Source organism: Bacillus sp. NS1 (genome assembly GCF_058248265.1).
The window spans coordinates 276,312-297,404 of record NZ_JBZAZF010000001.1; the positions used below are offsets into that span (position 1 = coordinate 276,312).

General features: G+C 46.6%; 20 protein-coding genes and 2 pseudogenes. 12 read left to right on the top strand and 10 right to left on the bottom strand.

Features of this window, described 5'->3' with window-relative positions:
- Positions 1–2: 2 nt before the first annotated feature.
- Together AC4CV5_RS01415 and AC4CV5_RS01420 are read left to right on the top strand one after the other, a co-directional pair.
- On the top strand, positions 3–890 hold the full coding sequence (locus AC4CV5_RS01415) for an ABC transporter ATP-binding protein (RefSeq protein WP_490921982.1): 888 nt from the start codon (positions 3–5) through the stop codon (positions 888–890).
- Entirely contained in the window at positions 887–1,663 is a 777-nt protein-coding gene (locus AC4CV5_RS01420; RefSeq protein WP_166846802.1) for an ABC transporter permease, read from the top strand. The genes AC4CV5_RS01415 and AC4CV5_RS01420 overlap by 4 nt, the downstream gene beginning before the upstream one ends.
- On the opposite strand, the gene AC4CV5_RS01425 is transcribed toward AC4CV5_RS01420, so the two are convergent.
- Positions 1,660–2,862: an MFS transporter gene (locus tag AC4CV5_RS01425; RefSeq protein WP_248602317.1), complete on the bottom strand. Its 1,203-nt coding sequence runs from the start codon at positions 2,860–2,862 to the stop codon at positions 1,660–1,662. The genes AC4CV5_RS01420 and AC4CV5_RS01425 overlap by 4 nt on opposite strands.
- Positions 2,863–2,963: 101 nt before the next feature.
- On the bottom strand, positions 2,964–4,607 hold the full coding sequence (katX, locus tag AC4CV5_RS01430) for a catalase KatX (RefSeq protein ID WP_490921983.1): 1,644 nt from the start codon (positions 4,605–4,607) through the stop codon (positions 2,964–2,966).
- Positions 4,608–4,735: 128 nt separating this feature from the next.
- Between katX and AC4CV5_RS01435 the strand changes: the two genes are divergently transcribed.
- The 7 genes from AC4CV5_RS01435 to licH all read left to right on the top strand — a co-directional run bounded on the left by AC4CV5_RS01435 (position 4,736) and on the right by licH (position 11,086).
- Entirely contained in the window at positions 4,736–5,326 is a 591-nt protein-coding gene (locus AC4CV5_RS01435; protein ID WP_166846811.1) for a DNA-3-methyladenine glycosylase, read from the top strand.
- A 69-nt stretch (positions 5,327–5,395) separates the two neighbouring features.
- Entirely contained in the window at positions 5,396–5,512 is a 117-nt protein-coding gene (locus AC4CV5_RS01440; protein WP_109571642.1) for a hypothetical protein, read from the top strand.
- A 161-nt stretch (positions 5,513–5,673) separates the two neighbouring features.
- Positions 5,674–7,599, top strand: coding sequence for a transcriptional regulator LicR (gene licR / locus AC4CV5_RS01445; protein WP_490921984.1), 1,926 nt, complete (start codon positions 5,674–5,676; stop codon positions 7,597–7,599).
- A 128-nt stretch (positions 7,600–7,727) separates the two neighbouring features.
- Positions 7,728–8,036 carry a PTS lichenan transporter subunit IIB gene (gene licB, locus AC4CV5_RS01450; protein ID WP_003218755.1) on the top strand — a complete coding sequence of 103 codons (309 nt, stop codon included), beginning with the start codon at positions 7,728–7,730 and terminating at the stop codon, positions 8,034–8,036.
- 15 nt (positions 8,037–8,051) lie between these two features.
- The gene (licC, locus tag AC4CV5_RS01455) at positions 8,052–9,410 is read left to right on the top strand and encodes a PTS lichenan transporter subunit IIC (RefSeq protein ID WP_166846817.1); all 1,359 of its coding nucleotides are present in this window, start codon (positions 8,052–8,054) and stop codon (positions 9,408–9,410) included.
- Positions 9,411–9,428: 18 nt separating this feature from the next.
- Complete coding sequence (gene licA, locus AC4CV5_RS01460) at positions 9,429–9,761, top strand: PTS lichenan transporter subunit IIA (RefSeq protein ID WP_166846819.1); 333 nt, start codon at positions 9,429–9,431, stop codon at positions 9,759–9,761.
- The gene (gene licH / locus AC4CV5_RS01465) at positions 9,758–11,086 is read left to right on the top strand and encodes a 6-phospho-beta-glucosidase LicH (protein ID WP_166846822.1); all 1,329 of its coding nucleotides are present in this window, start codon (positions 9,758–9,760) and stop codon (positions 11,084–11,086) included. Before licA ends, licH begins: the two co-directional genes overlap by 4 nt.
- 31 nt (positions 11,087–11,117) lie before the next feature.
- Here the strand turns inward: licH and AC4CV5_RS01470 are convergent, their stop codons facing one another.
- The 7 genes and pseudogenes from AC4CV5_RS01470 to AC4CV5_RS01500 all read right to left on the bottom strand — a co-directional run bounded on the left by AC4CV5_RS01470 (position 11,118) and on the right by AC4CV5_RS01500 (position 17,431).
- Positions 11,118–12,209 (bottom strand): branched-chain amino acid aminotransferase, encoded by a 1,092-nt coding sequence (locus tag AC4CV5_RS01470; RefSeq protein ID WP_490921985.1) that lies wholly within the window; start codon positions 12,207–12,209, stop codon positions 11,118–11,120.
- A gap of 157 nt (positions 12,210–12,366) precedes the next feature.
- Positions 12,367–13,047: pseudogene (locus AC4CV5_RS01475) on the bottom strand (SDR family NAD(P)-dependent oxidoreductase); the annotation flags it as partial.
- A gap of 87 nt (positions 13,048–13,134) precedes the next feature.
- The gene (gene dltD / locus AC4CV5_RS01480; RefSeq protein ID WP_166846828.1) at positions 13,135–14,313 is read right to left on the bottom strand and encodes a D-alanyl-lipoteichoic acid biosynthesis protein DltD; all 1,179 of its coding nucleotides are present in this window, start codon (positions 14,311–14,313) and stop codon (positions 13,135–13,137) included.
- Positions 14,313–14,549 carry a D-alanine--poly(phosphoribitol) ligase subunit 2 gene (gene dltC / locus AC4CV5_RS01485; RefSeq protein ID WP_003227325.1) on the bottom strand — a complete coding sequence of 79 codons (237 nt, stop codon included), beginning with the start codon at positions 14,547–14,549 and terminating at the stop codon, positions 14,313–14,315. The genes dltD and dltC overlap by 1 nt, the downstream gene beginning before the upstream one ends.
- A gap of 16 nt (positions 14,550–14,565) precedes the next feature.
- The gene (gene dltB, locus AC4CV5_RS01490) at positions 14,566–15,753 is read right to left on the bottom strand and encodes a D-alanyl-lipoteichoic acid biosynthesis protein DltB (RefSeq protein ID WP_166846831.1); all 1,188 of its coding nucleotides are present in this window, start codon (positions 15,751–15,753) and stop codon (positions 14,566–14,568) included.
- The gene (gene dltA, locus AC4CV5_RS01495; RefSeq protein WP_490922197.1) at positions 15,750–17,264 is read right to left on the bottom strand and encodes a D-alanine--poly(phosphoribitol) ligase subunit DltA; all 1,515 of its coding nucleotides are present in this window, start codon (positions 17,262–17,264) and stop codon (positions 15,750–15,752) included. The genes dltB and dltA overlap by 4 nt, the downstream gene beginning before the upstream one ends.
- A gap of 17 nt (positions 17,265–17,281) precedes the next feature.
- A complete protein-coding gene (locus AC4CV5_RS01500; RefSeq protein WP_003227330.1) occupies positions 17,282–17,431 on the bottom strand; it encodes a teichoic acid D-Ala incorporation-associated protein DltX in 150 nt (49 codons plus the stop codon).
- A 135-nt stretch (positions 17,432–17,566) separates the two neighbouring features.
- Between AC4CV5_RS01500 and AC4CV5_RS01505 the strand changes: the two are divergent.
- The 3 genes and pseudogenes from AC4CV5_RS01505 to ywaC all read left to right on the top strand — a co-directional run bounded on the left by AC4CV5_RS01505 (position 17,567) and on the right by ywaC (position 19,572).
- Positions 17,567–17,700, top strand: a pseudogene (locus AC4CV5_RS01505) (hypothetical protein).
- Positions 17,701–17,862: 162 nt separating this feature from the next.
- Positions 17,863–18,798, top strand: coding sequence for a 1,4-dihydroxy-2-naphthoate polyprenyltransferase (locus AC4CV5_RS01510; RefSeq protein WP_166846836.1), 936 nt, complete (start codon positions 17,863–17,865; stop codon positions 18,796–18,798).
- 141 nt (positions 18,799–18,939) lie between these two features.
- Positions 18,940–19,572, top strand: coding sequence for a GTP pyrophosphokinase YwaC (gene ywaC, locus AC4CV5_RS01515; protein ID WP_003222250.1), 633 nt, complete (start codon positions 18,940–18,942; stop codon positions 19,570–19,572).
- 28 nt (positions 19,573–19,600) lie between these two features.
- Here the strand turns inward: ywaC and AC4CV5_RS01520 are convergent, their stop codons facing one another.
- Entirely contained in the window at positions 19,601–20,968 is a 1,368-nt protein-coding gene (locus AC4CV5_RS01520) for a M28 family metallopeptidase (RefSeq protein ID WP_490921986.1), read from the bottom strand.
- Positions 20,969–21,093 lie beyond the last annotated feature (125 nt).

A 21,093-nucleotide genomic window follows, 5' to 3' on the forward strand; every position in this document is an offset into this window, starting at 1 on the left:
ATATGCTGTCTATTGAATCATTATGCAAATCGTACCGGCATCATGAAGCTGTAAAGAATATCAGTTTCCACGTAAATGAAAACGAGTGTGTCGCATTATTAGGCCCTAATGGGGCCGGTAAAACCACAACGCTGCAAATGCTGGCCGGCCTGCTTTCGCCAACCTCTGGAACCATCAAGCTGTTAGGGGAGAAAAAGCCGGACCGGCGTTTGATCGGGTACCTCCCGCAGTATCCTGCTTTTTATTCGTGGATGACTGCAAACGAGTTTTTAACATTTGCCGGGAGACTGTCAGGTCTTTCAAAGAAAAAATGCCAAGAGGAAATCGGCGAGATGCTGGAATTTGTCGGCTTGCAGGAATCCGCACACAAAAGAATCGGCGGCTATTCAGGCGGCATGAAGCAAAGACTCGGTCTGGCACAGGCGCTGCTCCATAAACCGAAGCTGTTGATATTGGATGAACCAGTGTCCGCTCTTGATCCGTCAGGACGGTACGAGGTGCTGGACATGATGTTGGAGCTGAAGAAGCATATGGCTGTTCTGTTTTCCACACACGTTTTGCACGATGCAGAACAGGTATGTGATCAGGTGGTGATCATGAAAAACGGGGAGGTTTCATGGAAAGGCGAATTACAGCAGCTAAAAAAACTGCATCAAACGAACGTTTTCATCCTTACAGTGAAAGAGAAGCTGAAGGGCTGGCTTGAAGAGAAGCCTTACGTATCAGGTATTGTCTATATGAATCCGTCCCAAGCTGTTTTCGAGCTTCCAGATATACATGCAGGCCTGACATTGCTGAGTGATTGTATCCGAACGGGATTGACCGTCACTCATTTTGAACAGAAAACGGAGTCGCTTGAAGACGTCTATCTAAAGGTGGTGCACGTATGAAGGTGATGATGACGCTAGTGGAGAAGGAATGGCTGGAAGGGTGGAAAAGCGGCAAGCTGATCTGGCTGCCGATCGCGATGATGATCGTGGGATTGACACAGCCGCTAACCATTTATTATATGCCAGAAATCATTGAACACGGAGGAAACCTTCCTGATGGCATGAAAATCAGTTTTACGATGCCTTCCGGGTCTGAAGTGATGGTCAGCACGCTTTCTCAATTCAACACGCTTGGCATGGCTCTGGTCATCTTCAGCGTTATGGGCAGCGTGGCGAATGAAAGAAATCAAGGCGTAACGTCTCTGATCATGTCGAGGCCTGTGACGGCAGCCCATTATATCGTGAGCAAATGGCTCACCCAAAGCGTGATCGGCATTGCGTCGTTTGCAGCAGGATACGGGCTTGCTTATTATTACGTCCGGCTGCTGTTTGAGGACACATCCTTCAGCCGTTTTGCCGTAAGCCTTGGCCTCTACGCTCTTTGGATTATGTTTATTGTGACTGCCGGCCTTGCCGGAAGTACGATGTTTCGGTCTCTCGGAGCAGCCGCGGCTTCTGGGATCGGGCTGACAGCCGCAGTTTCCTTTGCTGTATCGCTATTTCCCGATGATGCGAAATGGCTTCCGGCTGAGCTATGTAAGCAGGCGGAGCATATCCTGCTTCATGGAGAGCGGGCGGATTTTTTCGGATGGTCGCTCACATTCTCCGTTTTGTGCATCGTGCTTCTGGCCATATTTTCAGTGTGGCGCTTCCGGCGGTATGAAAGCTATTAATTGATCATGTTACGCTTTTGCGTGAGCATCACAAGAAAGGCGGCAAATGCCAGTGCCCCGGCTCCATAAAAAACCTCGGCAAGTCCGAAAAGCTGTGCGATTTTTCCGGCAAAAAGGGGCCCGAGGAAGATACCCAGCGCATAAAACGATTGATAAAATCCCATAACCGACATTTTCAAACGGGCAGAACTGATGTCGACAACCCGGCTTAGCAGCAGAGGAAATACGAAACCGAGTGCCAGCCCGATGCAGGCATGTGTGATGCAAACCGTGATCAATGTAGCTGAAAAAGGAACGAATAGCAAACAGACTCCGGTGACAGCAAAACTGATCAGCATCACGGAGTAAGCGATGCGGCTTGTAAAGCGCAGAAACACAAAGCTTAATGTGGCGGCTGCGTGAGGGAGGAAAAAGGCGCTCATCACCCAAAGCAGCTCCGCGTCGCCCATTCCGAGCTGATTAATGAAAAGCGGCGTAAATCCAAACACTGTCATAAATAACACCGCATGGGCCGTCATAGACAGGATGGTGAAAAGCTTCAGCCTCGGCAGCCGCAATGTGTCTTGGATGTATTGCGTCACACGGATGGTGTCGCGGTTTGCGGGAGAGGCCGACGGGTCTTTAATAAAGCAGCATATCACGAGGCCGGCGGCTGAGGCAGCGAGCGCCATCCAAAATGGAACCTGCCTGCCTAAGTGGGCTGCCGCAAGCCCGCAGAACACAATGCTGACAAATTGAGGCATGACGGTGAAAAACTGCATAATGCCCATCGCTTTTGACGCATTGCCATTGTTGAAATAATGCGCGTATAAAATGGTCGCCATCACCCACATAGAGGCGGTTATCCCTGCAAACAGCCGGGCGGCCAGCACGAAGAAGAAAGAATCAAACATCAGAAACAGCAGGCTGCTGAGGACGGAAAACCCAAACCCGGCAATTAACAATTGCTTGCGCAGAGAAAAAAGGATGTCTGACAGAAGGCCGAGCGGGAAGCGCAAAAGGATTTGCGTAACCCCGTAGCTGCCGAGAATGATGCCGATTGTGCCATATGAAAAGTGCAGATCCTCCAAATAAAGACTGAATACAGGCACATAAATATAGCCTGAAAACCAAAAGCAAAATACCATGCTTAAAAAAACGGCGTGATCTAAAGCGCCGATTGTTTTTTTCTGAGGAATCATGTCCTGCTGTAATTCCATCGTTTTTCTCCACCCCTTTCCTTCCAGTACAACACAATTGCTGAAAGCGTTTCAATAGGAAAATAAAAAACAGGACTTCTAAAAAGCCCTGTTCGTTGTTTTTAATACGGATCAGACGGATGGCTTTCCTGTTCAGCCTGCTTTGCAGCCTGTTCAGTCTCTGTTGTGCCGATCGGTCCGTTGCTGTTATTTTCGGAGACCTTTTTCAGTCCTTCCGCCACGCGTTTTCCGTAGTCCGGATCAGCTTTTGTGAAATTTTTAATCATCTGATCCTGGATTTCTTTTCGGCATGTAGAAAGTGTATTAACTAGGTTCGTGATCAATTCGTTCCGTTCAAATTCAGTAAATCTTCGGTACGTTTCTCCGGCCTGTCCGAAGTTGTTCGTTCTGTCGATCGCTTCACGCTTTACATCACCTTCGACATGCGGCGTATGATCTTTTCCATCCTGTTTCGCTTCCTTCAGCCCGCCCATAATCGATGGCTCATAGTTGACGTGCGGGTTTTGGCCTTCTGCTCTATCGACCCGATATTGCATTTGCCCGCCTTCTTGGTTGGTGGCGACATGCTTTTTCGGGGAGTTGATCGGAAGCTGCAGGTAATTTGCGCCTACACGGTAGCGCTGTGTATCAGAATAGGCAAACGTCCGCCCCTGAAGCAGCTTGTCATCTGAGAAATCGAGTCCGTCAACAAGCACTCCTGTTCCGAATGAAGCTTGTTCCACTTCCGCATGGTAGTTTTCCGGATTTTTGTTAAGTACCAATTTGCCGATCGGCTTCCATGGGAAATCGTCTTTATACCACAGCTTTGTCGGATCGAGCGGATCAAAGTCCAATTCAGGATGCTCATCATCACTCATGATTTGGGCATACACTTCCCACTCCGGATAATCTCCATTTTCAATTGCTTCATACAAATCCTGTGTTGCATGGTTAAAGTTTTTCCCTTGAATCTCTTCCGCTTCCTTCTGTGTCAGGTTGCGGATGCCTTGCTTCGGTTCGAAATGATATTTCACGAGGACGGCCTTGCCTTCCTCATTCACCCATTTATAGGCGTGTACGCCTGAACCCTGCATTTGCCGGTAGTTGGCTGGGATTCCCCAAGGCGAAAACAAGAAGGTGATCATATGTGTCGCTTCAGGAGACTGAGAAATGAAGTCGAAAATACGTTCACCATCTTGGATGTTGGTCACTGGATCAGGCTGAAATGCGTGCACAAGATCCGGAAATTTCAGCGGGTCGCGGATAAAAAAGATTTTCAGGTTGTTCCCGACCAAATCCCAGTTTCCGTCTTCAGTATAAAGCTTAACGGCAAAACCGCGCGGGTCTCTCAATGTTTCAGGTGAGTGTTTTCCATGGTTCACCGTAGAAAAACGGACAAATGCCGGCGTTTTCTTGCCTTTTTCCTGAAAGAGCTTGGCTCGGGTGTACTTTGAAATCGGTTCGTCTCCAAAGCTCCCATATGCTTCAAAATACCCATGTGCACCCGCTCCTCTGGCATGAACAACCCGCTCAGGAATGCGTTCACGGTCAAAGTGGCTGATTTTTTCAAGGAAATCGTAGTTCTCAAGTGTTGTAGGCCCTCTGTTCCCGACAGTTCTCACATTTTGGTTGTCAGTGACAGGGTGCCCTTGTCTGTTCGTTAAGGTATCCTCTGACTCGTTTTCCCCAGATGTCTTATGAGAAAGCGCATCCTCGCTGCTTTGGGCATTTGTTCCGTGATGTTTGTTTTGATGATCATCTTTCATTGGTTGACCCTCCTTTTTTGAACGGTAACAATATTCCCTTAATGGAAAGATTTTAAAACAGCCGTTTTTTCTCGCCAGCTTCGGGAATGGTACAGTGTACAAACATCTGTAAAAGGAGAGGTCGATTCGTGACGAGAGAAAAAAATCCGCTGCCGATCACGTTTTATCAAAAAACCGCTCTTGAGCTTGCCCCGGCGCTTCTCGGCTGCCTTCTGGTAAAAGAAACAGACGAAGGCACAGCGTCAGGCTATATTGTGGAAACAGAGGCCTATATGGGTGCCGGAGACAGAGCGGCCCACAGCTTTAACAACCGCCGGACGAAGCGGACGGAGATTATGTTTGCTGAAGCTGGGCGGGTGTATACATACGTGATGCACACCCATACATTGCTGAATGTCGTTGCCGCAGAAGCAGATGTCCCGCAAGCAGTATTAATTAGGGCGATTGAGCCTCATGAAGGCCAACTGTTAATGGAGGAGAGAAGACAGGGCCGGCATCCGAGGGAATGGACAAACGGGCCCGGAAAGCTTACGAAGGCCCTTGGCGTCACGATGAATGACTATGGACGCTGGATCACGGAACAGCCGCTTTACATCGAAAGCGGGTATACACCGGAAGACATTTCAACAGGCCCGCGTATCGGCATCGATAACAGCGGAGAGGCGCGCGATTATCCGTGGCGTTTCTGGGTGACGGGAAACAGGTACGTGTCGCGTTAGCATGTTTAAGCAAAAGGCAATCAGGGGAATGGTTGAGAAAAAGAAGGGAGAATCGGAGCTTTGAAAAAAATGATCAAAACCGTTATCAAATGGGCGCCAGTCATTTACCCGATTGTTCGAAAAATCATGAAGGATCGCAAGGCGTCTAAACAAAAGAATATGTCCGCTTCCCGAACAGCCGGCTGAACCCGGCTGTTTTTTATGGGTCGGTTTTCCCTCTAGTCCTCCTGATGTTCATTGACTTGCCATTCTTCCCATTATAGAATTTATATACATTTCACATTCCTTCATCATCCTTTCTGCCTATTTATTTTATCCCTGCATCTACTTGATAGGAGGTTTTTCTCATGCTTCATGGGCGACTTCGTGATATTCTGCGCTTGCTGATGGCGGCTGAAACCCCGGTGACAAGCTCGTTTTTTGCCGCGCAATTAAATGTGACGACGCGGACGGTCCGCAATGATATAAAGGAACTGCAAGGTGTGCTCAGCGGCCATGGCGCCTTTGTCCAATCGGTAAGAGGCTCCGGTTACAAACTCTGCATTCATGACGAGCAGACATTTAGAGCGCTGCTGCAAGATGTGTTTCAGCAAAAAAAGGGCCTGCCGGTATTGCCGGAGGAGAGAATGGCTTATCTCATGAAACGCCTGCTGCTGGCAGAGCATTACCTCAAGCTCGATGAACTGGCTGAAGAACTATTTATCTCAAAATCTACACTCCAAACAGATTTAAAAGAAGTAAAGAAATTGCTGCTGCCTTACCGCATCGTTATGGAAACACGCCCAAATTACGGCTTCAAGCTGCGTGGGGACGAGGTGCAGATGAGGTACTGTATGGCGGAGTACATTGTCGATGAAAGAGAAACGGAGATTGATGTTCTGAATGAAAAGGCTGATATTTTGCCAAATGAAGAAATTGAGATTATCCGTTCCGCCATCCTGAAAAAAATGAAAGACGACCGCATCCCTCTGTCCAACTTGGGACTGAATAACCTCATCATCCATATCGCTATCGCCTGTAAACGGATCAGAACGGAAAACTATGTATCGCTTTTCCCGGCAGATATGGATCATATCCTGCATCAAAAAGAATATCATGCTGCCGAAGCCATCGTGAAAGAGCTGGAATCAGCGCTTGCCGTTACATTTCCGAAAGACGAGACGGCCTATATCGCCATGCATCTCCTCGGCACAAAACGAATGACACAACAACAATGTGGGGAAGACACATTTTCAATAGACGAAGAAACCGATCAGCTGACATTTGCGATGATTGAAGCCGTTGATCATGAACTGAAGCTCGGCATCCTGCATGACAAAGAGCTGAAAATTGGCTTGGCGCTGCATATGAAGCCGGCGATCAGCCGCAACCGATACGGCATGAACCTGCGAAATCCGATGCTGGCAGCAATCAAGGAACATTATCCTCTCGCCTTTGAAGCTGGGATCATTGCGGGGATGGTTATAAAGGAACAAACGGGCATCGACATTCATGAAAACGAAATTGGGTATCTGGCTCTCCATTTTGGCGCCGCGATTGAACGGAAAAAAACAGAAAGCCCGCCGAAACGCTGTATCATTGTGTGCGCATCGGGTGCCGGAAGCGCCCAGCTTCTGCGCGAAAAACTCCGTTCCCATTTCGGCAAGCGGCTCGATATTTTTGGAACTGCTGAGTATTACAGCCTTGACCAGATGTCCTATGAATCCATTGATTTTGTCATCAGTACTATCCCGATCAAAAAAGAGCTCCCTGTACCAGTGTTGAAGGTCAATACACTCCTGGGAGGAACCGACTTTACAAAAATCGAATCCATTCTGAGTGATGAAAAAGAAAAAGCGGCCCGCTACCTAAAAAAAGAACTCGTTTTCTTCCTTGAGGATCTGCGCTCAAAAGAAGAAGTGATTCAATTTTTAGGGCAGAAAGCGGTTGATTGCGGCTATGCCGATAAAGAGATCATAGATTCCATTTTTGAAAGAGAAGACATGTCGCCAACGTGCTTTGGCAATCTTGTTGCCATCCCGCACCCGCTCGTTCCGCAGACAAAAACAACGTTTTGGGCCGTCTGTACGCTCAAAAAACCGATAGATTGGGAGAATCAGCGTGTTCAATTTGTCTGTTTGCTTTGTGTCGAAAAGGAGAACAAAGCGGATTTGCAAAGCATGTATAAACTGCTCGGCAGTATTTTGGATGACCCGGCAGCAGTGAACCAGCTGATCAAATGCCGTTCGTATCAAGAGCTTTCGGATGTGTTTGACCAAAAAAAGCTGAGCTGACAGCCTGTATATACCTTTTTTCCGTTTCCTGCGGAAAAACCTTGAGTGTTTATGAAAGCGATTTCATAATATGATGATATCAACAACAGGACATTACAAAATTGATCAAACTCTAGGGGGTCTTTTACATGAATATATTACTCGTTTGTGCAGCAGGCATGTCTACTAGCTTATTGGTGAGCAAGATGGAAAAAAGTGCGCAGGAACAAGGAAAAGACTATACCATTTGGGCAGTTTCAGGTGATTCTGTACAAAATCATATTGATAAAGCGGACGTATTGCTTCTCGGCCCGCAAGTCCGTTATATGCTTCCGCAGCTGAAAAAATTAGGAGAATCAAAGGGGGTTCCGGTCGACGTCATTAATACCGTCCATTATGGCACATGCAACGGAGCAGAAGTGCTGAAATCAGCTGAACAGCTTGGACATGTGTCATAGAGAGGGGCGGGCTATGTGAATAAAGTCAATCAGATCCTAGAAGAAAAGGTTATGCCTATAGCGGGAAGAATTGCGGGGCAGCGTCATTTGCAGGCGCTGCGTGACGGTATCATCCTCACGATGCCGCTGATTATCATCGGTTCCTTTTTCCTCATCATCGGCAACCTCCCGATCCCGGGATACGCAGAGTTTATGGCAAAAACGTTTGGCAGCTCCTGGTCTGAAAAACTGGCCTACCCAGTTGACGCCACCTTTGAAATTATGGGTCTTGTCGCCGCGTTCGGCATCGCCTACCGGCTCGCCGAGAAATATGGCGTTGATGCCTTGTCGGCCGGAGCCATTTCACTTGCGGCCTTTTTGTTAGCAACACCGTATCAAGTGCCGTTCACGCCTGATGGTTCGACGAAAGAGATAATGGTCGGCGGCGGAATTCCGCTTTCACTGATGGGAAGCAAAGGCCTGTTTGTCGCGATGATTATCGCGATGGTGTCAACAGAGATTTACCGTTTCATTATCCAGCGCAATTTGGTCTTCAAAATGCCGGATGGTGTTCCGCCGGCAGTCAGCAAGTCATTTGTCGCGTTAATCCCCGGTTTCGCTGTCATCTTCCTGATTTGGGCAGCCCGGCTGATTGTTGAAGCAACGCCGTTTGAAAGCCTTCATAATATTGTAAGCGTTTTATTGGGAACGCCGCTATCCATTCTTGGCGGAAGCCTCGGGGGGAGCCTTGTTGCAGAAGCCGTGAAAATGCTTTTATGGGCTTGCGGTCTTCACGGCGCCAACATTGTCGGCGGCGTCATGGCACCGATTTGGTATGGCGCCATGGATGCCAACCGGATCGCCTTCCAAGCTGGTGAGGCACTGCCAAACATTTTCACCCAGCAATTTTTCGAAATCTGGATCAATATCGGCGGAAGCGGCGCTACTTTGGCACTGGTTGTCACGATGTTCCTGCGCGCCCGAAGCAAACAAATGAAGCAGCTTGGAAAGCTTGCGATCGGCCCGGCCATCTTCAATATTAACGAACCGATTATTTTCGGAATGCCGATTGTTATGAACCCGATGCTTTTACTTCCGTTTATCATCACGCCGCTTATCACACTGACAATCACTTACATCGGAATGAGCACAGGCCTTGTCGCCAAACCGGCGGGGATCGCAGTGCCGTGGACCATGCCGCCGATCTTTTCAGGCTACTTGGCGACAGGGGGGAAAGTTTCAGGCGCGGTCATGCAAGCCATTAATATCGCCGTATCCTTTGTTGTCTATTATCCGTTCTTCAGAATGTGGGATAAACAGAAGCTGAAAGAAGAAAATGATTTGGAGCTGGTCCAAACGCCTGCAGCATCAGATAACAAAGAAGCGGCTCTGTAGAGAAAGGAAGTGAATCGCGTGAATGAGAAAATGGAGCAAATCATTTTTCAAATTATCCTTCACGGAGGAAACGGAAGGAGCTCCGCAATGGAGGCCATTGCCGCTGCAAAAAGCGGTGACGCTGAAGAAGCGCAGAAAAAGCTTCAAGATGCCGCAGAAGAATTATCAAAAGCCCATCATTATCAGACAGAGCTGATCCAAAATGAAGCGGGCGGAGAAAAAACGGAAATGACGCTTCTGATGGTGCATGCACAGGATCATTTAATGAATGCAATGACAGTGAAGGATCTGGCGGCGGAGATCATTGAGTTATATGAAAAAATCACCGAGCAAAGGGGAGCAAGCATATGACAAAAGGATTGAAGATTGTAACGATTGGCGGAGGTTCAAGCTATACGCCAGAGCTAGTAGAAGGGTTGATTAAACGGTATGAGGAGCTGCCTGTTCGTGAATTATGGCTCGTCGATATCCCTGAGGGCGAAGAAAAGCTGAATATTGTCGGCACGCTCGCCAAACGAATGGTTGAAAAAGCTGGCGTCCCGATCGACATTCACCTGACGCTCGACCGGAGAAAAGCGCTGAAAGACGCAGATTTTGTCACAACTCAATTCCGCGTAGGGCTTCTGCAGGCAAGAGCCAAAGATGAACGCATCCCATTAAAATACGGTGTGATCGGCCAAGAAACAAACGGCCCGGGAGGCCTGTTTAAAGGATTACGCACAATTCCGGTCATCCTTGAGATCGCAAAGGACATAGAAGAGCTCTGCCCGAACGCTTGGCTCGTTAACTTCACAAACCCTGCCGGCATGGTAACAGAAGCTTTGCTTCGCTACTCCAACCTGAAGAAAGTCGTCGGTCTCTGTAACGTTCCAATCGGCATCAAAATGGGCGTAGCCAAAGCGCTTGACGTAGATGTGAACCGCGTAGAAGTCCAATTCGCCGGACTGAATCATATGGTGTTCGGGCTGGATGTTTTCCTGGACGGCGTCAGTGTGAAGGATCAAGTCATCGAAGCGATGGGTGACCCGAAAAACGCGATGACAATGAAAAACATCTCAGGCGCAGAATGGGAGCCGGAGTTTTTAAAAGCGCTCGGCATCATCCCTTGTGGCTACCATCGTTACTATTTCAAAACAAAAGAGATGCTGGAGCACGAACTGGAAGCATCACAAACGGAAGGCACCCGCGCTGAAGTTGTGCAGAAGGTTGAAAAAGAACTCTTCGAACTTTACAAAGATCCGAACCTCGCGATCAAACCGCCGCAGCTGGAAAAACGGGGCGGTGCTTACTACAGCGATGCAGCGTGTAATTTAATCAGCTCCATTTACAATGATAAACACGACATTCAGCCGGTGAACACAATTAATAATGGGGCAATAGCCAGCATCCCAGACGATTCCGCAGTTGAAGTGAACTGTGTCATGACGAAAAACGGACCTATGCCAATTGCTGTCGGCGACTTGCCGGTGTCTGTCCGGGGTCTCGTCCAGCAAATCAAATCCTTTGAACGTGTCGCGGCAGAAGCAGCGGTCACAGGCGACTATCAAACAGCGCTCCTCGCCATGACAATTAACCCGCTCGTTCCATCCGACACTGTGGCTAAACAGATTTTAGACGAAATGCTGGAGGCGCACAAGGCGTATCTGCCACAATTTTTTAACAAAATTGAAGCGTAAAAAAGCCGGCCTTCAGGGGCCGGCTTTTTTCTTACTTGCTTTCAGTGAGCGCTGCAACTTCGGTTGTCCATCCGAATTCATCTGCAACAGCGCCTTTTTGAATGCCTGTAATCGTGTCATATAGTTTTTTGGCGATTTCACCTGTTTCACCGTTGTTGATCGCCAGTGTTTCATCTTGCCAGATCAGTTCGCCGACTGGAGAAATAACAGCTGCTGTACCTGTTCCGAAGGCTTCTTCGAGGATGCCGTCTTTATGGGCTTGGATGACCTCATCGATTGTAATTTTCCGTTCTGAAACTGGAAGGCCCCAATGCTTAAGCAAGGCGATGACGGAATTGCGCGTAATGCCTTCCAAAATGCTTCCGTTCAGCATAGGCGTTACAATTTCACCGTTGATTTTGAAGAAGATATTCATGCTTCCGACTTCTTCAATGTACTTCTTCTCAATGCCGTCCAGCCAGAGTACTTGAGAAAATCCTTTCTCTTCAGCCACCTGCTGCGCTTTTAAGCTTGAAGCATAGTTCCCTGCGGTTTTGGCATTTCCCGTTCCGCCTTTTACCGCACGCACAAATTCACTTTCAACAGCGATTTTGACCGGCTTGATGCCTTCTTTGTAATAAGAGCCGACCGGAGAAAGAATGATAAAGAGCTTATACGTATGAGATGCCGCAACACCGAGGAAAGGTTCAGTTGCGATGATGAACGGACGGATATAAAGGGACGTGCCTTCCGCATTCGGAATCCAGTCTTTATCGATCGCGACAAGCTGTTTTAAGCCTTCAAGAACCAGTTCTTCATCAATTTGCGGGATGCAGAGACGGTCGTTTGATTGATTCAGTCGCTCCATATTTTTTTCCGGTCTGAAAAGCAGGACATGGTCATCCTCTGACACGTAAGCCTTTAACCCTTCAAATACGGTTTGGCCGTAGTGATATACCATTGCGGCCGGGTCCATTGAAAAGGGTTGATAAGGAATGATTCTTGGATCGTACCAACCTTTATCCGCCGCGTAGTCCAATACAAACATGTGGTCTGTAAACACTCTTCCGAACGAAAGCTGATTTGGGTCTGGTTTCGGTTTTTTGGTTGATGTCAATTCAACACGAATCGTTTGTTTAGTCATGGTCAATCTCCCTGCTGTTAAATTGTTTATATTATCAAACTTATTTGAAAATAATTTATATTCTATTGTATACCTTCAACAAATATTCGCAATAGGTTTGCTCAAATTTGTAAGAAATTCATAAGAAAAAAGCAGGAGAAATTAATTCTCCTGCGTGTTCATTTGTAATCTCTTGTTTGCCTTCTTTCAAGCCGTCCAAGAAATATTGAACATATTCTTCAGCTGAAATGCCCCGGTATGTCAGGCCTTGTTTATTGCGTGATTTTTGGTTTAATCCCGTGTCCACCATAGGGGGCGCCATTTCAATCACTTCTACGCTCGTATCGAGAAGCTGGTGTCTGAGTGTAAGCGAAAACGAGTGAAGCGCCGCTTTTGTTGCGCAGTACACCGGATACACAGCTAACGGGTTAAACGCAAGTCCCGACGTGACCTGAACGATTGCCGCCTCGGGCTGCTTCATCAAATGAGGTGTGAAAAGGGCTGATAAATGGACAGGCGCTTGGAAATTAAGCTCAATTTCATCTCCGTCCACAAAAAGCTCCTCTGTTCCTTTTTTAAAGTCGATTTCCTTTTGAATGCCTGCGTTGTTGACGAGAACATTCAGGTTCGGAAATTCCTTTAGAGCCCACTCAAACAATGCGTCCCGCTGCGAACGGTCTGCAACATCACATTGCTTTGTATGGATGTTTGGGAGCTGCTTCTTTGCTTCTGAAAGACGCGCTTCGCTGCGCCCGCAAATAATGACTTCATTGCCGAGTTCCAGCAGCCGTTTGGCCAGTTCAAGCCCGATGCCCGCGGAACCGCCTGTGATTAACACCGTATTGCCTGTCAACTTCATTGATGTAACACCTCTTATTCAGTCGGCTGTGATTCCCTTACTATTTCAAATCTTAGCAGGAAATATGCAGCCCGTCCTATAAGATGCTCACGATGAAGTGACTTTTCCGGTTTTATAGAATTCGTCAATTGCTTTATCGACGTACACCCAGCCTTTCCAGCCGATGTGGATGGTGTCTTTCATGAAGTACGGATCATATTCATGTCCAGAGAAATCAGCAACCTGGAAGCCCTTGGCTCTGATCTGTTTATTCACTTTTTTGTAATAGTCAGTGCGGCCCTTTTTCGGGAAGCCTGTGTAGTCGTACCATTTTCCATTGACAGGGATGGTGACAAACATAGGCTCTGCACCCGCATCTTTCAGGATATCAAGCATCATTTCAAAGTCGCCGTATTCCGGTGACACCGCATACGATCTTCCTTTGTTTTTACCTTTTAGCTTAGGCACTTTCGGCTTCAGCTTTTTATACACAGGATTGTCAATGTGAAAATCGTTAGATCCGGAATGGCGTTTGCCTGATTGATCTGCGAGTTTATTTAATTCAGGCCATGACTTATCCTTTACTGACTGCGAGATATAACGCTTTGGCCCGGATGATTCCGTCGCTGAATAATACAGGTCTTTCTTTTCCAGCATGCTGTAATATACTTTTGCCGCCGGCTTAAGCGCGTTCACTTTCCACGTCTGTCCGTTTACGATTGCTTTGTACAGCTCTGAAAGAATCGCGTCGTTTTGCACAGCCTTAAAGCGCAGCATACGCTTCATCATTTTCTTTTTTACATCAGGGTCGATCTGTTCGTTAAATGCCAAATCAAGTCCTTGCAGCGCGGAATAGTTTGGCGCGAAATGCTGTTCATCAGACCCGCGCTTAATAAACCACTGCGGAGACACGATGAATACGATTTTTTTGCCCTTCAGCTGATCCATATGGGCAGCAAAGTTTAAGGAATGAATCAATGACTGGGACCCGCCTTTGCCGACAAGGTATGGCGTGAACCCCTCATTGTTTACTTGAAAATAATTAGAAGGGTGGAATTCGTCCAGCCGGGAAAGCTCAGAAGACCCGTAAATCGGAAGATATGCCGGATCTTTGAGCATTTGATCTTGTAAATAAAGCCCTTGAAACATACTCGGATTCAAGGCTGTTGCTGACTCTTTCACCCGCTTATCGGTGATGAAGCCTGTCAGCCATGAAGATGGAATTGCGATGGCGCCTGCGAATAGAATAAACGCCAAAATAATTGGACCGAAAAAACGCTTTTTCATTATTTCAACTCAGACAGCTGATTTACAATGTTGTTAGGCGTATTCCAAACATCCCGGTCAAATTCAGTGATCGGCACTAAAATATCAAAACGGTTTTCAATCGCAAGCAGCAATTCTACTGTTCCAAAAGAATCAAGCAAACCTTCTTCAAAAATTTCAATATCAGGATTCTCCTTTACGATGTCATCCTGGCAAACCTCTGCTAAAACGTCTAATACCTCTTGTTTAAAATCCATAGCTTTCTAATCTCCTTTAATGGTGGTGATGAAATAGTTTTCCTGAGAAAATATAAAACCCGAAGCAAACGAAGTGGAACGTGATCACAATCGCAAGAATGGTTGTCCAGCGGTTGGACGGAAGCCATTTGTATTTCTTATTCCACTTCTCGAAAAAGTTGTAACACGTCATTAGCACGGCGTGATAGAGGCCGTAGATGATATATTGCGGCGCAAGCCCGTGCCAAACCCCCATCAGCATAAACAGCAGGAAGTACCCGATGTTTGAGACGGCCATACGGTTTTTGATCCACTTTTTCTTTGTCATCCAAAATACGAATCTCATAAACACATAATCTCTGAACCAGAATGATAGAGACATATGCCAGCGATTCCAGAAATCTTTAATATTTTTACTGATAAACGGTTTATTAAAGTTTTCCGGAGATTTAATGCCCATAATGTAGCTGACCCCGACGGCAAACATCGTGTAGCCGGCGAAATCAAAGAATAAATACATGCTGTAGCCGTACATGTACAGCAGATTCCCAAGAATCTTATTGTGCGTGATCGCGGGAAGATTCATGATGAAGTACGTGTTGATTGCGTAGCCGATAATAAATTTGTACAGAAAACCGATAAAGATTTTATGAATCCCTGTATACAATAGGTCGGCGTATTCTTCTTTCGTCCAAGCCTTCTGTTCATCCTTGACGAACCGGCGGTATCTGTCGATCGGACCGGAGGAAATCGTCGGGAAAAACAGGATGAAATACAGCAGGCGGTGCAGCGGCAGCTGTTCTTTCAGCAGGCCGTCTCTTGCTTCCATAATCAGCTGAACGCCTTTAAAGGTTAAATACGAAATCCCTAAAAAGCTGATCAGGTTATGTGGCGGATGATGCGGCTGCGGGTGTGAAAGAAACGGCCATATTTTTGACAGAAATAAAGGCAGAATCGCCGCGATCACAGCTCCGCAAAAGACAAAGCCGCTGTTCGCTTTCTGCCGGTACGCCAGATAGCCGCTGATCAAAAGCACTTGCCATATCGTAAACAGACACAGTGCGATGACCCCGTGTAAGTCGTGCGAAAAAATTAAAGCCAATATGATGATAGATATGAACATGTTGTATGCTTGAAATCTTTTTCCGTTCAGGCCGAGAATGATCGTCGGCAGAAGAAGAATGCCAAGCAGTATAAAAAATAAAAACGAACTGTAAGGCGTCATACAAGAACCTCTTCGCCGATGCGTTTCCGGTCAATTTTGCCGTTGGCCGTCATTTGAATGTGATCCTGATAAATGAATTTTCTCGGGATCATATACGCCGGAAGGGAAGCGGCAAGCTCTTTTTTAATGGCGCTTGTGAGCTGGAATTCCTTCTGGAACTCATGCTCCTCAGGCACAATAGCGGCGATCAGGTACTCGACTGTTCCGTTTGGCTGATACGGGATCACGACAGCAGAGCGAACGTACTGAGACTGTCTGACATGGAATTCGATTTCCTCAAGCTCCATTCGGTAGCCGTGAAGTTTAATTTGGAAATCCAAACGCCCTTGGCAAAAAATCTGACCATCTTGGATATAGCCGGCATCGCCAGTCCGGTATGCCCACTGGCCTTCATAAGAGAAAAACGCTTTTTCCGTCAGCTCTGGCTCACCTAGGTAGCCTCGGCTTACGCTCGGCCCAGCGATGACGATTTCTCCTTTTTCTCCATCAGGAAGCGGCTGTCCCTGTTCATCCATAATGAAAATGTTCATATCAGGCTTGGCGAAGCCCACTGGAAGCGATTCGCTGCGGCTGATGACGTCATCCGTAATTTCAACGGATGTGACAGCCACTGTCGCTTCAGTCGGACCGTACGTATTAAAGATTCTTGCTTTCGGAAAACGCTCAAGCAGCGATTTTGCAACAGAAACCGGAAGAACCTCTCCGCAAAACATAAATGTGTCCGCTTCAGGCAGCAGCTCCTGTGAAAAACCGGGGTCCATCAGGCACATCTGCACAAAGGAAGGTGTTGATGTCCATACATTCAGTCCGGACTTTTTCAGCTCTTCGAATAAGATTTTCGGCTTATTCACAGCATCCTTTGTCACGCAGTGCAAAGTCCCGCCTGATTGAAGGCACGGATAAAGATCCATGACAGATAAATCAAATGAAAACGGCGCTTGGTTTAAAAATGTTTTTCCTCCGTTGACTGGAAAGTCTGCACAAATCCAGTCTGTAAAGCTCTGAAGATTCGCAGCGGAAATCTGCACGCCTTTCGGATTTCCTGTGCTTCCGGAAGTGTAAATGATATAAAACGTCTCGTGATCCTTGACCCATTGATTATGGCTGACAGAGCCGCCTTCGTTTTCCAGCAGTTCTTCTGCTGAAACCGTCTGAATCTGGTAGCTGTCCGCATCAATTGAAAGCCCGGCAGCATGGATCAGCAATTCTGCTCCAGAGCTTTCGATAATTTTCGCAATCCGCTCGGACGGAATGGACAGATCAACCGGAATATAAGGATGTCCCGCTTTGACGCTTCCTAAGAAGGAAACGATCATGTGCGGCTCCATATGGCCGTACACAAGGATCGGAGATTTCTTTTCCCCGCTGGAAATCCGTTTTTGAATCGCGGCAGCCGCGCGGTCAGACTGCTCCCATAATTCCTGATAGGTGAGCGACTGGCCTTGAGAGCGGAAGGCATCGGTTTGCGGATAAGATTCCGCATGTGTTTGAATAGCATGTAAAAGTTTCATCATTATTCTCTCTCCAATTAGAAATCGTTATAAATATATGAACCGGTATTCGCGGTGTGAAAACCATACATAAAAAACAAAACAAGCAGTATCATCAAATAAAATCCTGTATGACATGTCCACTTGACAGCGGGCTTTTCATACAGCTGTTTCATTAATTGCAGCATATCAAAAATTCCCTTCCCGTTTTTTCGACAATCACATGAGTATTTGACGATCAGATGCTCAAAAAGTTTCATTTTTCCCCTAATCTCCCTCAGATTAATATATCGGCGGCTTCTTTTGAAAATGAATCTTTATACCTGCAAGAGCTTGGGCTGATTCATAATAGGGAAAGACCAATGGAGTCAAAAGATCTTTCTTAACTTTTAAAAAGCGTAATGCACTTAAAAAAATTTTTCTGTACCTGTTCGTTCAGACAAAAGCAGAAACCTAATGAAATCGGGGCAGAAAGCGTATAATAAGAAAGAAAACGCCTTCTTCCGGTATCTTGTGAAATGGGGGAGAAGTCATTATGATAGATAAGGAAGCAAAAAGGAGTTTTTATCAAGCTGCCGGCTGAAAAAAAGTAAGCCTTTTAATAGAAAGGAAGAGGAAGATGAACCAAACAAATAAGGGTGAGGGTCAGACAGCGCCGGAAAAAGAAAGCATGGGGCAGATCCTTTGGCAGTTAACCCGTCCTCATACGTTAACCGCATCGTTTGTGCCTGTGCTGCTGGGAACGGTTTTGGCGATGTTTTATGTGAAGGTTGATCTGCTGCTGTTTCTGGCTATGCTGTTTTCTTGCTTATGGATCCAGATCGCGACGAACTTATTTAATGAATACTACGATTTTAAACGAGGGTTAGATACAGCAGAATCAGTCGGAATCGGAGGCGCGATTGTACGCCACGGAATGAAGCCTATAACGATTTTGCAATTAGCCCTTGCATCATACGGCATTGCCATTTTGCTCGGTGTCTATATTTGCGCAAGCAGCAGCTGGTGGCTGGCTCTGATCGGCCTCGTCGGCATGGCGATCGGGTACCTGTATACAGGCGGGCCGCTGCCGATTGCGTACACGCCGTTCGGTGAGTTATTCTCAGGCATTTGCATGGGTTCGGTGTTTGTACTGATTTCGTTTTTTATTCAGACAGATATGATCAACACGCAAAGCATTCTGATTTCGATCCCGATTGCGATTCTTGTCGGTGCGATTAACCTGTCGAACAACATTCGCGATATTGAAGAGGACAAAAAAGGCGGACGCAAAACATTGGCGATTTTGATGGGGCATAAAGGAGCTGTTACTCTCTTGGCTGCGTCGTTTGCTGTCGCTTATATTTGGGTTGTCGGCTTGGTCATTACCGGTGCCGCAAGCCCGTGGCTGTTTGTCGTCTTTTTGAGCGTGCCTAAACCGGTTCAGGCAGTGAAGGGCTTCGTCCAAAAAGAATTGCCGATGAATATGATTGTCGCAATGAAGTCAACAGCCCAAACAAATACATTTTTCGGATTCCTGCTCTCGATCGGATTATTGATCAGCTACTTCCGGTAAAAAGAAAGACCGCTTGTTTCGTGCGGTCTTTTTTTGTTACATTCGACCGCATTTTGTAAAAAAATTCATAAAACCATGCTGCAAGCAGGCACGTCTAGTACATGGACAGCGGATAAAGATCCGTTAAAGGAGATGACGAAAATGGATTTATCTGTAACACATATGGATGATTTAAAAACAGTAATGGAAGATTGGAAAAATGAATTATTAGTTTATAAATTTGCGCTCGATGCCTTGGATACAAAGTTCTCAATTATCAGCCAGGAATATAACCTCATTCACGGACACAATCCGATTGAACATACGAAATCCCGTGTCAAAAGCTTTGAAAGCATCGTGAATAAGTTAATGAGAAAGGGCTGCGAGATTACGACGAAGGAAATGAAGGAGCACATCAACGATATCGCCGGTGTGCGTATCATTTGTTCCTTTATTTCTGATATTTACAATGTTGTTAACGTGTTAAAGCAGCATGAAGATTTGAGAATCGTAAAGGTGAAGGATTATATCCAGACCCCAAAACCGAACGGCTACCGAAGCCTGCATTTAATCATTGAGATGCCTGTGAATTTAACGAACCGTGTGGAATACGTCAAAGCAGAAATTCAAATCCGAACGATTGCGATGGATTTCTGGGCGAGCCTTGAACATAAAATTTACTATAAATTGAACAATGACGTTCCTAAGCAATTAACAGATGAGCTGAAGGAAGCTGCGGAGATCGCCCATTATTTAGATGAGAAAATGCTGGGGATTAAGAAAGAAGTGGATTAGAAAAGACGGCAGCAAAGTGCCGTCTTCTTTATTTGATATCTTCATAAATGTCGGAGGCTTTGGCCTTCATTTGTTTTTTAATGGCTTTTTGTTTCTTCTCTTTTTTCACAGCCTGATAGACAGCGGCTGTCACAAGATCGCCGGCTTGCTGAAGGCGTTCTTTGCTGATATGTTCAATCGAGTCTTCAGGGGTGTGGTACCACGGCTCAACTTCTTCGGTTTCAGGGTCTCCCCAAATAAAGTTGGCGGAATCAATGCCAGCTTCGTGGAACGGCACATGATCAGATGATCCTCCCTGTGTGAGAGACAGGCTGTCAAATCCAATTTTTTCAGCCGCCGTATGGCTGGATTCCCAAACCTCGTTAGATTGGCCGTCCAATGTGTTGACATACAGCTCAGACGCTTTTTCCCAGCTTGTGCCTACCATGTCTAAGTTGAAGTTTACTTTGCTTCGTTTCAACTCTTTTTCCGATAGATGATCTACATAGTGGGAGGAGCCGAGCAGGCCAAGCTCTTCAGCGCCAAAAGCGATAAAGCGGATTTCTTTATCAGATGGAACGCTTTTTAAGACGCGCGCCATTTCCAGCATGACAGAGGTTCCTGAGCCGTTGTCATTTGCCCCGGGGGAAAAAGGAACACTGTCGTAATGGGCCGTCACGTAGACGATCTCTGGAACTTTGATGTTCTTTGGTTTTTTGATCCCGATGATGTTCTGGGAAGTTTGGTTTGTGAATGCTTTTAGTTTTAAGGTTGCTTCTTTTTGCTGGGTAAGGGTTTCACCGTCTTCTTGCTTAATTCCGACAACAGGAATGCTGACTTTATTTCCCGACAGGTTTGGCGTCACAGGCACTAGGCTTTCTTTGTTGTTATAAATGATGACAGCCTTGGCTCCGGCACCTTCGGCGTTTTTAGCTTTCTCGTAAAATGTAAGGTCTCCTCTGGAAATCAAGGCGATTTTGCCCTTGGCGTCAGCGGTAAAGTCCTCTGGATAGCCCAAGCCGGCATTGTAAAGCGGAGCCGTCAGCCCTTGTCCTTCAGTCGGAGCCGAGCCGGATGCCGCCCGGAGAAGAATATCGCGTCCTTCTGAAGACAGCGTTCCCTCAAGCCGGTCAGGGATTCCAAAACGTTGAACCTTCACATCAAGCTTTAATTTTCTCAAGGATGAAGCGATTAACAGGGCACTCTTTTTTTCAGCGGCAGTTCCGGCTATTCTGGGGCCAATTGTTTCACTAAGCTGAGAAATGGTTGAGTACGCACGCTTTGCGTGAAATGGGAGCTCCCGCTCGTTATCTGATATTTGAACAGCGCGGGCGGCAGGGGTGACACTCTGTGCCGGCATGAGAATCGTACCGGCAGTTAAAACGGCCATCGTCATGACAGTTAAAAGTTTTTTCATCAAAAAGAAACCTCCCCTAATGTATGGATGGGGAATATTTCGGGATGCTAAGGGAATTTCCTGCAAAAAGGAGAGCGTTTTTGAAAAGACAGTGCTTAATACCTGTAAAAAAACGCTTATGAATG